Source organism: Runella sp. (genome assembly GCF_027484545.1).
Classification (GTDB): domain Bacteria; phylum Bacteroidota; class Bacteroidia; order Cytophagales; family Spirosomataceae; genus Runella.
The window spans coordinates 1-16,155 of sequence record NZ_JAIXST010000099.1; the positions used below are offsets into that span (position 1 = coordinate 1).

At 44.2% G+C, this 16,155-nt stretch carries 13 protein-coding genes; 9 read left to right on the forward strand and 4 right to left on the reverse strand.

What is annotated here, in order from left to right; translation table 11 throughout:
* Positions 1-361 precede the first annotated feature (361 nt).
* The 4 genes from Q0081_RS08880 to Q0081_RS08895 all read right to left on the reverse strand — a co-directional run bounded on the left by Q0081_RS08880 (position 362) and on the right by Q0081_RS08895 (position 4,859).
* Positions 362-787 carry a HAMP domain-containing sensor histidine kinase gene (locus Q0081_RS08880; protein ID WP_298351645.1) on the reverse strand — a complete coding sequence of 142 codons (426 nt, stop codon included), beginning with the start codon at positions 785-787 and terminating at the stop codon, positions 362-364.
* Positions 766-1,665, reverse strand: a complete 900-nt coding sequence (locus tag Q0081_RS08885) for an NAD(P)-dependent alcohol dehydrogenase (RefSeq protein ID WP_298351648.1) — start codon at positions 1,663-1,665, stop codon at positions 766-768. The genes Q0081_RS08880 and Q0081_RS08885 overlap by 22 nt, the downstream gene beginning before the upstream one ends.
* 242 nt (positions 1,666-1,907) lie before the next feature.
* Positions 1,908-4,439, reverse strand: a complete 2,532-nt coding sequence (locus Q0081_RS08890; protein WP_298351651.1) for a GIN domain-containing protein — start codon at positions 4,437-4,439, stop codon at positions 1,908-1,910.
* A 51-nt stretch (positions 4,440-4,490) separates the two neighbouring features.
* Positions 4,491-4,859, reverse strand: coding sequence for a PadR family transcriptional regulator (locus Q0081_RS08895; protein WP_298351653.1), 369 nt, complete (start codon positions 4,857-4,859; stop codon positions 4,491-4,493).
* Positions 4,860-5,235: 376 nt separating this feature from the next.
* Here Q0081_RS08895 and Q0081_RS08900 point away from each other — a divergent pair, with 376 nt between their 5' ends.
* From Q0081_RS08900 to Q0081_RS08940, 9 genes are all read left to right on the forward strand, one after another.
* A complete protein-coding gene (locus tag Q0081_RS08900; protein ID WP_298351656.1) occupies positions 5,236-5,805 on the forward strand; it encodes a MarC family protein in 570 nt (189 codons plus the stop codon).
* 6 nt (positions 5,806-5,811) lie between these two features.
* Positions 5,812-6,657: a TSUP family transporter gene (locus Q0081_RS08905; protein WP_298351659.1), complete on the forward strand. Its 846-nt coding sequence runs from the start codon at positions 5,812-5,814 to the stop codon at positions 6,655-6,657.
* A gap of 89 nt (positions 6,658-6,746) precedes the next feature.
* The gene (locus Q0081_RS08910; RefSeq protein ID WP_298351662.1) at positions 6,747-7,439 is read left to right on the forward strand and encodes an NrtR DNA-binding winged helix domain-containing protein; all 693 of its coding nucleotides are present in this window, start codon (positions 6,747-6,749) and stop codon (positions 7,437-7,439) included.
* 74 nt (positions 7,440-7,513) lie between these two features.
* Entirely contained in the window at positions 7,514-9,148 is a 1,635-nt protein-coding gene (locus Q0081_RS08915) for a ribulokinase (protein WP_298351665.1), read from the forward strand.
* Positions 9,149-9,191: 43 nt separating this feature from the next.
* Entirely contained in the window at positions 9,192-9,605 is a 414-nt protein-coding gene (locus Q0081_RS08920) for a GxxExxY protein (protein WP_298351667.1), read from the forward strand.
* Positions 9,606-9,720: 115 nt separating this feature from the next.
* On the forward strand, positions 9,721-11,205 hold the full coding sequence (araA, locus tag Q0081_RS08925; protein WP_298351670.1) for an L-arabinose isomerase: 1,485 nt from the start codon (positions 9,721-9,723) through the stop codon (positions 11,203-11,205).
* 44 nt (positions 11,206-11,249) lie between these two features.
* Positions 11,250-12,797: an alpha-N-arabinofuranosidase gene (locus Q0081_RS08930; RefSeq protein ID WP_298351673.1), complete on the forward strand. Its 1,548-nt coding sequence runs from the start codon at positions 11,250-11,252 to the stop codon at positions 12,795-12,797.
* 135 nt (positions 12,798-12,932) lie between these two features.
* Positions 12,933-13,631 carry an L-ribulose-5-phosphate 4-epimerase gene (locus tag Q0081_RS08935; protein WP_298351675.1) on the forward strand — a complete coding sequence of 233 codons (699 nt, stop codon included), beginning with the start codon at positions 12,933-12,935 and terminating at the stop codon, positions 13,629-13,631.
* 146 nt (positions 13,632-13,777) lie between these two features.
* Positions 13,778-15,433, forward strand: coding sequence for a sodium/sugar symporter (locus Q0081_RS08940; RefSeq protein ID WP_298351677.1), 1,656 nt, complete (start codon positions 13,778-13,780; stop codon positions 15,431-15,433).
* Positions 15,434-16,155 lie beyond the last annotated feature (722 nt).

Below are 16,155 nucleotides of genomic sequence, written 5' to 3' on the forward strand. Positions count from 1 at the left end.
CAAATGAATGCATGAAATTTGCCAATCGTTCTGGTTCGCTTATTTCTACTTTCTTTTTCATTTCGCAAAATTGCAATTATTTTAGTTTTGATTCCAAGAAGTTCGGTCGTTCTCTATAAGTGTATACAAACAGCATCAAAAACATACAAACGACAGGTGGAGAGTATTGGGATATAAATAATAACTAACACTCAAAGATTGTGCCAAAAAAGAGACGAAAGCAGCTATCGAGGCGAATAACTAATAAGTCTATACTTCAGCCATTGTGTCAAAATAACTTACCGATTCATTAGGCTTCCACGGCAACGCAATAGGAAGCCAAACGACTTCTTTGAGCTTTTTTATTGGCAATAAACTATTTTCACTTAACTAATTCTTCTGTTGGTAGTTTTACCGAAAAAGTTGTCCCTTTGCCCGTTTGGCTTTCAACACCGATGCGCCCGTGGTTGCGTTTCACAAACCGTGCTACCATAATCAGTCCCATACCCATACCGTCTTGACCTATTTGGGCTTTCTCAGGGGCATCAAATACTCGCTGAATCACCGCTACTTTGTAGGCAGGCATACCTCCTGCGTCGTCCTTAAACTCCACCAATACGGAATCATTTTCGACTTTGGCCGAGATTTGTAAATTGCCCGCTTGGGGCAGGGCCTTGAAAGAATTGTCTATTAGGTTGCGTACCACCAAGTCGAACGCGTTGGGATCGGCATAAGCAGTGAGGTTGTCGGCGATATCTACCTCAAAATGCACGTTTTTGAGCAGGTTTACACCTGCGTACAAGTCCACGATGAAAGGGAGTAGCGTCTATCAATCACGGCTTTTAATTGTCCTGATTCTGCCAATTTTTTAAATAAAAGCATTTGCTCTTTGCTGTCTTTAGGTAGTGGGAAAAGTACTTTTTTCGTAAATAGTGGAAGAAATACATTTTGATACATAAATCCTAACTCGGTAGAAAAATAAACGGCATTTTCCTTCATTAATTTTTTACACTTAAAATACGAACTCTTCCCCACAGCATCGAAAACAAAGTCGAATTTTTTATTGACTTTTGTGAAATCTTCTTTTGTATAATCAATTACTTCGTCGGCCCCGAGCGATTGAGCTAATCTTAGGTTTTTAGTAGTGGTCACTGCCGTGACCTCTGCCCCAAAATACTTTGCTAATTGTACTCCTGAACTGCCAATTGAGCCAGAAGCGCCATTGACAAGTATTTTATCTCCTTTTTGAATGTTGATTTTTTCTAAATAATTGAAGGCCAAATAGGGGCCTTCGCAGATCGCTGCGGCTTCTTCAAAAGACAGGTTGGAGGGTTTTAAGGCGAGGGAGCCTTCTTGGGACAGGCAGATGTATTCGGCATGAGTCCCAAACTTTTCGGTACTTAATCCAAATACGAAATCTCCTGTTTTAAACAAGGTTACCTCTTTGCCAACGGCTTCGATTTCTCCAGCAAATTCGCTACCCAAAACGTTCATCTTAGGTTTGAAAAGTCCAATAAACAGCCTTGAAATAAAGTATTCGGCACTGCGGAGTCCTGTATCAGTACGGTTTACGGTGGTGGCGCGAATTTTTATAAGAACCTCATCGGCTTTAGGAGTAGGTTTGGGTATCTCTTTAAGTTGGAGAACGTCGGTAGTGCCGTAACGGGTGTTTACAATTGCTTTCATCTTGCTGTTTTTTTCAAAGCAATGAAGAATCCAAAAAGATTACAATGAATCAATGATAAAAGGCTGGAAACAGGTGTTTAAAAGCAAAACTACTCATTGAATTAGTTCACTAAGTGATAGTCTGATCTGTATCCACAATAGAACAAACCGGTACAAGTAAAAATGAAATCCACAGTCCACAGTTGAAAGTAACCTCAAACTGTAAACTGTGGACTGTAACCCCCAAACTGTAAACGATACTCTTACTCGTTGTGGTGTCCTTGGCGACGAATACGACTCACCCCGCTGGTGTTGGAACGAAGGTTCGGAATATTTCCCAAAGAAGCTTTACTCATGCCCGAGGCTTCCACATCGGCCGTTTGAATGCTCATTTGTTCGGCTTCCAAGTTGCAGGCACCTGCTAAATCTGCTTCCAGATTGGTGGAGCTGCCCCGCAATTCCACTTTGGAAGCACCCGATACATCCAAGTCCAATTTCTTGGTAGTGATATCTATCAGAATTTTAGACGCTCCCGAAATTTCTACTTTCAATTCATTGAGGTTGTTGAAACCCGTAATCTTGGATAAAGTTGCCCCAGACAAATCAACTTCTTTGATAGTAGGTACAGTGATAGTCAAACCGACGCGCTTTATGTTTCCAAACAATTTGATTTTCTTCCGATTGTCTATCCGAAGCGTGCCGTCTTCCACTTTTACTTCTATATCATCAATGTCTTCCTCACGTCCGTCGGCTACTACTTTGAAAACGTCACCTTTTTGAACCCTCACTACGAAAGCACCGCCCACGCGAATTTTTTCAAAATTAGTGACGTCGTATTGTTTTACCATCTCGCCTTTGGCATCAAACGATTCGTCAAACGCTTCGTTGAGACCTGACTCAATGCCGCTGCTGATTTCGTCCATGTCGTTGGCATCTTCGTCATTGGTATCCGAATTGTGACTTTCAACAACGACCGGGCGGTCAAGGCATACCAATCCTGAATCACGTTTGATGGCCCAACGTACATTCTTAAATAATTCGTCGTTGATTTCTAAGTCGTATTCTTTTTGCATTTGTTGTCTCACCCCCCAAAAATGGTTGTAGAAATCACGCGTCATTTTGAAGGTTTTGTCGTAAGGCAGGTAAAGTTGCATTCTCAAACTTTGTCCACGGAAACGGAACGTTTTGCCCGACATCGAGAAATCTTCATCAAACAGAAGAGCAGAGTCATTTTGAACTACGTTGTAAATCATATTGGAAGCGTTTGCTTCGGCATCTTTACGAGTACGCCCCTGTGATTGGAATCGCAACTCTAATTTGGCATCGGCAGCATCGTAACCGTCTAAGTCCAAATGGGTGTTGTTGTAATTATCGTCGTTTTGATCTTTTATTTCCAACAAAAACGGCGTAGCGGGCAATTTGTAAGTTTCTACCTTCTCAATCGTTCCTTCACGGCGGAAATTAGAACCGTACCGAATTCCGAAAATAATGCTTCCCATCAGCCCAGCCAAAAACAGACCAAGGAATGTCTGCCATACGGAAGGAGTAAATTTGTTTTCTTTTGTCAATAAAGAGACTCCTAACCAAGCGATGACAGCAAAAGGGACGCCAATGGCAAAGAATAAAAACAGATAAGCTACGGAAGATACTTCACCGATGAAGAAATTGAGCGGCATGAGGTCGCTGTCAATTTGACCCAAGTCCCAAGTCCCTAATACGGCAAACAAAGCAGTAATCAATCCCAATAGTGCACTGGCTCCTATTACTATCATAATCAGTCCGGCAAAGATGCGGGCAATGACGACCAGAAATTTCATCAGTGGGGCCAAACCGCTAAAAATCATGGCTACGATACGAAACGGGAACAGAAGCAGTTTGGTAAACGTATTTTCTTCTTTTTGATGGGGTTGAAGGGCTTTTTTTACGTTGGTTTCGATATTTTCCAAGGTAATGGGCTGCCCCGTCATTTCCATTTTTTCAGTCAGCGTATTGGCTTTTGGGGTAATGAGCCATAAGATGATATAGAGCAGAAGCCCGGAACCAAACAATAATACGCTCAATACCCAGATAAATCGAACGACGCCTAAGTCCACTCCAAAATAAGCGGCTACACCGGAAGCAACACCTCCGACTACTTTTTTGTCGGGGTCAAGGTAAAATTTCTTCACGCTCTTATCTTCTTCCAGCGTATCGGAACCTGGGAAAGCTACCCAACAGGCCACATACACCAGAAAAGCAATGCCACCCAAGGGGCCGAATATCTCCCCGGCATCTATCATGCCTCCACCGGCAGGAAGGCCAATGAAGAAAAACAGGAAAATCAGCCGTGCTATCAGCGGGTCGGTATTGAAATAATGGGCGATGCCCGCACATACTCCTCCCAATAATTTGCGCTTGGTATCGCGTACCAACTTCCGGGGTGGTTGAGGGGTTGTAAGCTTGGGTTGCTCACTCGCTGTGGTTGGCTGACCCATCGGCGGAACGCTGCCTGCTGCCGAAGAAGGGCTTGCAAAGTCTTCTTCTTCTTCAATCGCTTCAAAATCGGCGACGGTACCCATACTTGTGATGAGTTGCTCAACGTCTTCCAAAGCGATGACCTGTTGGTCGGTCGTTTTTTGTTTGTTCAGAAATTTTTCGGCAATTCGCCCTTCGATGTCAGAGATGATTTCTTTACTATCCTCGTACGACGAAAAGTATTTCTGAATGGAGTTTAGGTAATTTTTTAATTTATCGTAGCCGTCCTCTTCGATATAAAAAATCAGACCGGCGATATTGATGCTGATAGTCTTTTTCATGGCAATGGATGCTCGCGCATCAGTTAACAGTTGTCCGTTAATTGTTAAAAGCTATTTGGTTGATGAATCTTCACTTGCTGAGCCTAAATCGTGGGTTTTTTGCACAATCGTATTGACCGAGTCAGAAAGCTCGACCCAAGTATGCTGCATATCGTCCAGAAACTGTTTGCCAACATCGGTCAGGACGTAGTACTTACGAGGCGGTCCTGATTGCGATTCGACCCATTTGTAGTCGAGCAAACCCGAGTTTTTGAGACGGGTCAGGAGTGGGTAAAGCGTACCTTCAACAACCATAATTTTGGCGGAGGTTAGTTCGTCGAGCATATCGGAGGCATATACCTCGCCCCGAGAAATGATATGCATGATGCAAAATTCTAATATTCCTTTTCGCATCTGCACTTGAGCGTTCTCAATATTCATGCTGTTGTCATGTTTTGGAATTTTTTGATTCAAGGTCATGGCTGTAAAAAAAGTAGTCAGTAGTTAGTATTGACAATACTTCATTTTTTCTCAATACTCACTACTATCTACCCAATACTTGTTTAAAATGGCTGTTAATAGGTATTCCATGGTACAAAGCTAATATAAGGTACTTTGTGATGCAAGGTACTTGGCTAAAATATTTTTTATTATGTTGAAAACGGTAAAAATCAAGGATAAACGGCCTGAAAATACAGTTTACAGTATGCGGTTTACAGTTAATAAATAGTAGCCATAAGATTTAATTGTAAATTTGCCGTTCTAACTGCCAATTGTTAACTGTAAACCGCTCGGGCGGCCCCGTGCCTATTCGTCTATGTATTCCTTCAATTTTAAAGAAACCCTTTCCGTTACGCTGATTCTGTTTTCAGTCATTGATATTTTAGGAGCCATTCCCATTATCATTGATTTACGCCAAAAATCAGGAGCTATCAATGCCCGTCGGGCTACGTTGGTAGCGGGGGGATTAATGATTGCGTTTTTGTACGTGGGAAAAGAAATTCTCAAATTATTTGGGGTAGATGTGGCTTCCTTTGCCGTGGCCGGTGCGTTGATTTTGTTTTTGATTGGTCTCGAAATGACCTTGGGACGTACCATTTTTAAGCACGACGCCGTTCACACCAATGCCACTTCTATCGTTCCGATTGCTTTTCCAATCATTGCTGGAGCAGGAACCATGACCACGATTTTGTCGCTCAAAGCCGCTTATCAGGAAATCAATATCGTGTGCGGTATTCTAATTAATTTGGTGTTTATTTATTTGGTATTGCGCTCCTCGGCTTGGCTCGAACGTCAATTGGGCGTGGCAGGTACGGACGTTCTCCGTAAAATTTTCGGTCTTATTTTGATTGCCATTTCAATTAAGCTTTTCCGCAGTACGTTATAATAAACTTTGCGCCTCTGCTCCTTAGCGGCTCTGCACGGTCTGCCGCACGGGCGGCCCCGCGTAGCGGTGAAAAAAATACTTCATTTGGAAATCATTTTTGCTTGTTTAGCCGCTTTATTGGCCGGTTTTGTAGACTCCATCGTAGGTGGTGGAGGTTTGGTGCAAGTTCCTGCTCTTTTTATTTTGTTTCCTCACTTTTCGGTGCCTCAAGTGATTGGTACCAACCGTTTTGCCTCTTTTGTGGGCACGAGTGTGGCTGGGTATCAATATACTCGCAAAGTGGAAGTGCCTTGGCGGGTGGTGTTGGTGGCAGCAGTGGGTACGGCCATCATGTCGTATTTGGGAGCCACGATTGCGAGCTACATGAAAGCGGAAGTGCTGAAGCCTCTCATTTTGGTGCTGATGACGGCGATTGCCATTTATACCTATTCCAATAAAAAATTAGGACATCATGAAAGTCTGCCCGTATCGTTGGTGCGTTTGCAGTGGTATGCTTTGTTGGTGGGCATGGCTACGGGCTTTTACAATGGTTTTGTAGGACCGGGTACCGGAAGTTTATTGGTTTTTGGCTTTGTCAGTTTGATTGGATATGAGTTTTTGCGGGCTTCGGCCATCGCCAAAATCATCAATGTAGTAGCTGATATTGCCTCTTTGATTTTCTTCATTTGGCAAGGTTATGTGGAATTTGAAATTGCTTTCCCCATGATGGCCTGTAACGTTTTAGGAGCATTTTTGGGAAGTAGACTTGCCCTGCTGCGTGGTAATTCTTTCGTTCGTGTTGTGTTTTTATTCGTTGTTTTTGGTTTGATACTTCGCTTTGGTTACGACGTCTTCCGATTATTCTATCCCTGATTATCAATTATTTTCCATAAAAATTTAAGAAACTATTTGAATAGTAATAAAAAAGCCATTATTGTTGTGTCGTAATGACACATTCATTTATGAACCGATACCCTCATTCTACTCGCCTGTTGGTAGCCATCGACTGCATCATCTTCGGTTTCGGCGGGGAAGAGATTAAATTGTTGGTCATTAAACGCAATTTTGAGCCAGAAAGAGGAAAATGGTCGCTCATGGGAGGGTTTGTGAACGAGGAGGAAGATTTGGAAGTGGGGGCTGAGCGAATTTTGTTTGAGTTAACGGGGCTTAACAACATTTACGTCGAACAACTCCAAACATTCGGGAAAGTGAATCGTGACCCGGTGGAACGAACGATTTCTGTGGTCTTTTTTGCCCTAATAAACATCCATAACCACGACGAAGAATCCGTTCGGGTGCACAATGCGGCTTGGATCAGTTTGAAAAACCGGCCGGCACTGATTTTTGACCATGAAAAAATGGTGGAAATCGCACTGGAACGCTTGCGCTACAAAGCAGCCCTTCACCCGATTGGATTTGAGTTGTTGCCCGAAAAATTCACTATTCCTCAATTGCAAAAATTGTACGAAGCGATTTACGACATGAAACTGGATCGACGCAATTTCAGTCGAAAAATTTTATCCACGGGATTGTTGGTAGACACGGGGGAGAAAAACGAAAATTCAGCCACTAAAAAAGCAACTTTATACCGATTGGATAAAGAAAGGTACGAGAGTAAGTTTCACGCATTTTGGTATTTTATGCCCGATCTGTAACTGCTTGGCATATCGTGGGCGGCTGCTCCGTCATTCACTAAATCACTCATTCACTAAATCACAAATTAGCACTTATGCAATCTAAGTACGTCATTGGGGTAGATTACGGGACCGATTCGGTGAGGGCATTGGTGGTCAATACCCAAACGGGTGAAACAGTAGGTACAAACGTATTTGAGTATCCCCGTTGGAAAAAAGGGCTTTATTGTGAGCCTGCCATTTCTCAATTTCGCCAACATCCGCTGGATTATTTGGAAGGGTTGGAGCAATCCATCCAAGGCGCATTGGCCGGAGTTTCGGAGGAGGTTCGTCAGAATATCAAAGGAATATCGGTAGATACGACCGGCTCTACACCCGTTGCGGTGGATGAGGACGGCACGCCGTTGGCCCTGTTGCCTGATTTTGCCGAAAATCCAAACGGTATGTTTATTCTTTGGAAAGATCACACCGGCAACGCCGAAGCCGAAGAAATTAACCAATTGGCGCATCATTGGGGTGTAGATTATACCAAATATGTCGGTGGAATTTATTCATCAGAATGGTATTGGGCAAAAATCTTGCGCACAATTCGGGTAGACAGTCAAGTGCGAACTCATGCGTTTTCGTGGGTGGAACATTGCGACTGGATTTCGGCGGTATTGACCGGAAACACCAATCCGTTGACGTTGAAACGCTCACGTTGTGCCGCAGGCCACAAAGCCATGTGGAATGAAGAATTTCACGGCCTGCCCTCGGAAGAGTTTTTGACCAAACTCGACCCCAATTTGGCAGGTTTACGGCAGCGCTTATTTAAAGATACCTATACGTCGGACGAAGCCATGGGGACCATTTCGTTGGAATGGTCGCAAAAATTGGGAATTCCTTCGGATGTGGTCATCGGCGTAGGTGCTTTTGACGCCCACATGGGCGCCGTAGGGGCTGAAATTGAGCCATATACCTTTGTGCGGGTGATGGGGACTTCTACCTGCGATATGCTGATTGCACCGAACCACGAAATTGGGCATTTACTGATTCGCGGTATTTGCGGTCAGGTCGATGGTTCGATCATTCCGGGCATGTTGGGTATGGAAGCGGGGCAGTCGGCTTTCGGCGATCTGTATGCGTGGTTTCAGCAGGTAATTGTGGGACCCGTACGGGAAATTTTGGGAGAAGACGCAGCAAAAGAGTTAAGTCAAAAACTGATTCCATATTTATCGGAGCAGGCCGCCAAATTGCCCGTAACAGGAAACGACCCGGTTGCCTTGGATTGGATCAACGGACGCCGCACGCCCGACGCCAATCATACTTTAAAAGCTACGATTTCGGGCATGAATTTGAGTACCGACGCCGTCAAAATCTTCAAGGCGTTGGTAGAAGCCACTGCTTTTGGTTCACGAGCAATTGTAGAGCGGTTTTTTCAGGAAGGTGTTTCCATCAAAAAAGTAATTGGGATTGGGGGAGTGGCCAAAAAATCACCTTTCGTGATGCAAACCTTGGCCGATGTACTCAACATGCCCATTAAAGCCGCAAGTGCCGATCAAGCCTGCGCCTTGGGTGCAGCGATGTGTGCGTCGGTAGCAGCGGGAATTCACCCCGTCATGAAAGCAGCCCAAGAAGCCATGGGCTCTGGTTTTGACGCCGAATACCATCCCAATGTGGACAAAGTGGCCGTTTATCAAACCTTATATCAGAAGTACGTGGCTTTGGGGGAATTCATTGCAACCACATAGACACATAGGTCACATAGATTGAATTTTGTTTAACTTTTTGTAAATGATAACTCAAAAATACCTGGATACACTCACTTATCAAATTATTGGTTGTGCTATTGAAGTTCATCGTGAATTAGGACTGGGGTTGTTAGAGCGAGTTTATGAAAAATGTTTTATACAAGAATTATTTACGAAAAAATTACGGGTTGAATACCAGAAATCTGTACCTGTAATTTACAAAAATGAACTTGTAGATTGTGATTTACGCTACGATGTTTTGGTAGAAGACTTAATTGTCATAGAGCTAAAATCAGTGGAGACAATGTTGCCTCTATTTGATGCTCAACTCTTGACATATATGAAATTACTGAAAAAGCCGAAAGGAATTTTAATCAATTTTAACGTCAGTAATATTTTCAAAGAAGGGCAGAAGACATTTGTAAACGAATATTTTGCACAATTACCTAAACTGTAACCACATAGACACATAGGACACATAGTGAAATTGCACCTGCTCGGTGTAATAGGTATTAAACTTAGATTAGAACTATGTGCCCTATGTTCCTATGTGGTTGCAAAAATTAACTAACATGCTAAAACAATTTGAAGTCTGGTTTGTCACCGGAAGCCAGCATTTGTACGGTGAAGAAACACTTCGCCAAGTGGATGAACACTCAAAAGTCATTGCCGATTCCTTCAATGATTCTCCGCAAATACCCGTACGCGTGGTGTTTAAACCCGTGGTAAAAACGCCCGACGAAATCTACGCGATTTGTCAGGAAGCCAACATGGCTCCCAATTGCATCGGGATCATCACTTGGATGCACACATTTTCGCCGGCTAAAATGTGGATTCGAGGATTGAATGTGCTCAAAAAGCCAATGCTCCACTTGCATACGCAGTTCAATCGAGACATTCCGTTCAACGACATTGACATGGACTTTATGAACCTCAATCAATCGGCGCACGGCGACCGGGAGTTTGGGTTTATTATGTCTCGGATGCGTCTAAATCGTAAAGTGGTTGTGGGACACTGGCAACAGACCGACGTACTTCAAAAAATCAACGTGTGGAGTAGGGTAGCGGCGGCCAAGTACGAAATGCAAACCATGAAAGTGGTCCGTTTCGGTGATAACATGCGCCAAGTAGCCGTCACGGATGGCGATAAAGTAGCGGCGGAGATGACGTTTGGTTTTTCGGTCAACACACACGGGGTAGGGGATTTGGTCAAGTACATCAACCAAATTTCGGAAGCCGATATTTTTACCTTGATGCAGGAATACGAGGATACCTACGAACTCATGGATTCGCTCAGAAACGGCGGTTTTATGCGTCAATCGTTGGTAGAAGCGGCTCGTATTGAGTTGGGACTAAAAGCCTTTTTGGAAGAAGGTGGTTTCTCTGCCTATACTAATACGTTTGAAGATTTGCACGGAATGCGTCAACTCCCGGGCATCGGTTCTCAGCGCATGATGGCGGCAGGCTACGGCTACGGCGGCGAAGGCGACTGGAAAACGTCGGCAATGGTTCGCGCGCTGAAAGTGATGGCGAGCGGCATGGAAGGCGGCAACTCGTTCATGGAAGATTATACCTATCATTTCGATCCAGCCAATCCGATGGTATTGGGCTCGCACATGCTCGAAATTTGCCCTTCGATTGCGAAAGGAACCGTGAAATGCGAAGTACATCCGCTGGGAATTGGCGGAAAAGAAGATCCCGTTCGACTGGTCTTTAATGCGGCAGCCGGTCCAGCGCTCAATGTCTCTCTGATCGACATGGGAAATCGGTTCCGCTTGTTGGTCAACGAAGTAGAAGCCGTAGAAGTAACCGAAGAATTCCCGAAACTCCCCACCGCACGGGCGCTCTGGAAACCGCAACCCAGCATGGAAGTAGGTTTGCAAGCCTGGATTTTGGCGGGTGGAGCGCATCATACGGCCTACAGCCAAAACCTTACTACGGAGTACATTGAGGATTTAGCAGAAATGTTTGGCGTGGAATTGGTCGTGATTGATAAAGATACAAGCATTCGCCAATTGAAGAATGAGTTGCGTTGGAGCGACTCAGCTTTTAAATAAAACTATTTTTTGTCACGCTGAAAGCGTCTAAATCTCCCTTTCCAATGAAACATTTTCTAAAAAGTGTATGCGGCATTTTTCTGTTGGTTTCAAACCTGATTTTTGCCCAAAACCAAGTCACGCTTAGTGCTGATTTGGGGAAACATACCATCAATCGCCACATCTACGGGCATTTTGCCGAACACCTCGGTAAGTGCATTTACGGCGGTTTTTACGTAGGTGAAAACAATACCAAAATTCCGAACAAAAACGGCGTGCGGATGGACGTAGTGGAAGCATTGAAAAAGATGAAAATTCCCAATCTGCGCTGGCCGGGAGGCTGTTTTGCCGATACGTATCAATGGAAAGACGGCATCGGTCCTAAAGCCAACCGTCCCAAAATCGTAAATGTGTGGTGGGGAAACGTGACCGAAGACAACAGCTTTGGTACGCACGACTTCCTGAATATGTGTGAACTGATTGGAACGGAGCCTTATTTGGCAGGAAACGTGGGAAGCGGAACCGTCAAAGATTTGTCGGATTGGGTGCAGTACGTCAATTTCAAAGGCGTGAGTCCGATGTCGGATTTGCGGGTAAAAAATGGCCGCGAAAACCCGTGGAAAGTGCGGTATTGGGGCGTAGGTAACGAAGCCTGGGGCTGCGGCGGTAACATGAAACCCGACTACTATGCCAACATTTACCGTCAGTACGCGACCTTCATGAATGCGTCTTGGGAAAACAACGAACGTCTGTTTCGTATTGCTTCCGGAGCCAGCGACAACGACTATAATTGGACAGAAACCCTCATGCGAGAGATTCCTCACAACATGCTCGAAGGAATTGCGATGCACCACTATTCGGTGATTGACTGGAAGCAAAAAGGTCCTTCAACAACCTTTACCGAAGATTTGTATTTTAAAACCATGAAAGAAGCGTTGCTGATGGATGAACTTATCAAACGTCACAGCACCATCATGGACAAATATGATCCTGCTAAAAAAGTGGCGTTGGTGGTAGATGAGTGGGGCGGTTGGTACGACGTGGAACCCGGCACCAATCCCGGCTTTTTGTTCCAACAAAACACCATGCGCGATGCGGTGTTGGCGGGTGCTACGCTCAATATTTTCCATAAACACTGTGAACGCGTGCGCATGGCTAATTTGGCGCAGGTCGTCAACGTGTTGCAATCGGTGATTTTGACCAACGAAGAAAAAATGATTCTGACGCCGACCTATCACGTATTGGAGATGTACAACGTGCACCAAGACGCGACGATGTTGCCCGTGGAAGTTCAATCCAATGAGTATATAGTTGGCAATGAAAAATTGCCGGCTGTGTCGGTGTCTGCTTCGCGTGATAAAAATGGCCTGACGCACGTTTCGTTGGTGAACATTGACCCCAATAAACCGCAGGAAATCACCGTCAATTTACGAGGAATGAAAGCTTCCGGCGTGACGGGCAGAATTCTGACCTCGGGGAAAGTACAGGATTATAATACGTTTGAAAATCCGGCCAAAGTGCAACCGGCGTCCTTTAACGGAGCCAATTTGAGCGGAGAAGTACTGAAGGTAAAATTGCCGCCGGTATCGGTGGTGGTATTGGAGTTAAAATAGTGCAATCGCTGCGGCGAACCGCCACATAGAATCATAGTACACATAGTTTTAAGTTAGAATTTGTCTGCTTTTTTCTATGTCAACTATATGCCTATGTGACGGGCCGCCGTAGCGGTTGCAGAAATATAGAAAACCATGTACAAATCATTACAACAGGAATGTTACGAAGCCAACATGCAGCTGCCCAAATTGGGATTGGTGCTGTTTACGTTTGGCAATGTCAGCGCCGTGGATAGAGACAAGGCCGTTTTTGCTATCAAGCCCAGCGGCGTGCCGTATGAATTTTTGAAACCCGAAGACATCGTTATCATAGACTACGATGCCAAAGTGGTAGCGGGAAAAATGCGTCCCTCGTCGGATACAAAAACGCACGCGTTGCTCTACAAAACGTGGAGTGACATCGGCGGTATCACGCATACGCACAGCACCTATGCTGTGGCGTGGGCGCAGGCGGGACTGGATATTCCCATCTTTGGCACCACCCACGCCGACCATACGCATCAGGATATTCCGTGTGCGCCGGTGTTGTCGGATGAAATGATTCAGGGAGATTATGAGTACGAAACGGGCAATCAAATCTTTGGAATATTTGAAGCAAATAATCTTTCGTACAAAGAAATGGAAATGGTATTACTCCAAAACCACGGACCGTTTACGTGGGGCAAAACCGCCAAAAAGTCGGTCTATAACGCGGCTGTTTTGGAAGAAGTAGCCCAAATGGCTTATTTGACCTTACAAATCAATCCCGATACCCCTCGTATCAAAGACACATTACGTATGAAACATTTTGAACGCAAACACGGCAAAAATGCCTATTACGGGCAAGGATGTTAATAGAAGTGTCGAATTATATAAATGCAGAGTGTCGAGTAGAAATATCAAATTCGACATTCTGCACCGCGACGGCGGACCGCTCATAACTCGACACTCAAAAAATCGCTCATTTGCAAACTCACTCATTCACTCATTTTCTCCTTCCCATGACCCTCGGACTTGAACCTCTTGACTACGCTATCTTCCTCATTTATTTTGTGATTGTTTCCAGTTATGGATACTGGGTATATAAACACAAAGGCAAACAAACGGCGGATTCCAAAGACTTTTTTCTGGCCGAAGGCTCGCTGACTTGGTGGGCAATCGGCGCTTCCATTATTGCCTCTAACATCTCTGCCGAGCAATTTATCGGCATGAGCGGACAGGCATTTCAGTTGGGAATTGCTATTTCGGTGTATGAATTATTGGGCGGTGTATCGCTCATCATTGTGGCGGTGTATTTTTTGCCGATGTACCTCAACAATAAGATTTACACCATGCCGCAATTTTTGGCTAAGCGCTACAATGAGCGATTGGCGACGATTATGGCCGTGTTCTGGTTGTTTCTGTACATTTTCGTCAATCTCACTTCCATTATTTATTTGGGAGCATTGAGTTTGGAAAAAATGACGGGATTTGCCTTTATGCCCTGCGCTATTTTCCTGACCACGTTTGCGGTAATTATTACTCTCGGCGGAATGAAAGTAATTGGCTATACCGACGTAATTCAGGTCGTTTGTCTGATTTTCGGAGGGTTGGCCACTACCTATTTAGCTTTGGATTTATTGTCGGATAAAGTCGGTTCGGGTTCAGGGGTGTTGGAAGGATTGAGTTTGATTCGTGAAAAAGCCGACAGCCACCTTCACATGATTTTTACGCCCGGGCAATACCAAGTCCACGACGGACGCGGTGGTTTTATTGACGCCTATAATCAGTTGCCGGGTATCATGATGTTTATCATCGGCGGGCAGTGGGTCAACAACCTCAACTACTTTGGCTGTAACCAATACATGACCCAACGCGCGTTGGGGGCTGACATTAACACGGCTCGGAACGGCGTTTTGTTTGCGGCTTTCCTGAAAATGATGATGCCCTTTATTGTGGTATTGCCGGGTTTGGCCGCTTATGTGTTGTTTCAGGAAAACGCGGATACATCGATTGTCAACGGCATAACTCAGAATGGCATTGTGAAGCCGGATAATGCGTATCCCGTGTTGTTGAATTTGTTGCCCGTAGGTTTGAAAGGATTAGCCTTTGCAGCCCTAACGGCGGCCATTGTGGCGAGTTTGGCGGGGAAAGCCAACAGTATATCGACCATCTACATGCTCGACATTCACAAGAAATTTTTTAACAAGAACCTCACCGAAAAACAAACCGTTTGGACGGGGCGCGTAGCTATTGTTGTAGCCTTTATCATTGCCTTGATAGTGAGTCCATTGTTGGCCAATTTCGGACAGGCATTTGAGTATATTCAGGTGTACACCGGCTACATTTCGCCGGGGATTTTGAGCATTTTCCTCTTGGGCTTCTTCTGGAAGAAAGCCACTGCCAACGGTGCTTTGGCCGCAGCGGTGTTGAGTATTGCTTTGTCGGCAGTGATAGCCAACCAATACCCCGATTTTCCATTCCTCAACCGTATGGGGGTGGTATTCTGGATTTGTTCAGCCGTACACGTAGCCATTAGCTTATCTCAATCGAAAGGTAAAAACCAACCCAACGCCTTTGAAGTTCGTCCCGAATGGTTCAAAGTAACGCCTTCATTTCGTTACGGTGCTATTGCGGTTGTGGCGGCGTTTAGCTTGATTTACTGGATTTTCTGGTAGGGGTTATTTTATTGACAATTTAAAATTGCCTATATCACTGATAATGAATGTTAGCAGGGCTACTATAGCTCTGCTTTTTTTATTTACACAATGAACCAACTGATATTTAGAAAAAAAGTAAATCGCAATACTTTTCAAAAGGCAATGTTTTACGCCTTAAAAAAATAGAAAGTATTCAAAAGGAGAAAGTTGAGCAACCTTTCGAAAATGAAGGAAGAGTAGGGTTACAATTCGACTCGGAAATAAAGGCTAATTACACTGTTTTAAAAGTTTTATATTCTTTTTATCCCGCAGACAAACGCTCGCAACGGAGAACCGTGATTAAAATACAGCGTTGCGGCAGATTGGCACAGAAACTCTTATTAACAGAATTAATACTAATTCAATTCTAAGATGGCGTATTTTCTATGTAACAACTTGCTGAATATCAGTATTTTGCAAATCAAAAATCACACATCGAAAATAGTATAATCACCCAAAATTTGCGGCTATCTGCGACCGTCCGCGGCTGCGGTTTTTAAAATCAGCGTAAATCAGCGAGAAAACTTTTAAAACATTGTACTAATTCATTGTTATTAAAAAGATAGATTGTTGACTGATTTTTTGGTACTGGGTTTATAATTTATGATATTTAACTTTGCGTCATGAATGTTATAGATTTTGACAAATTTAAAGAGTTACAATACTTCAATAATGAATTGTGCAAGTATCATAACAAAATA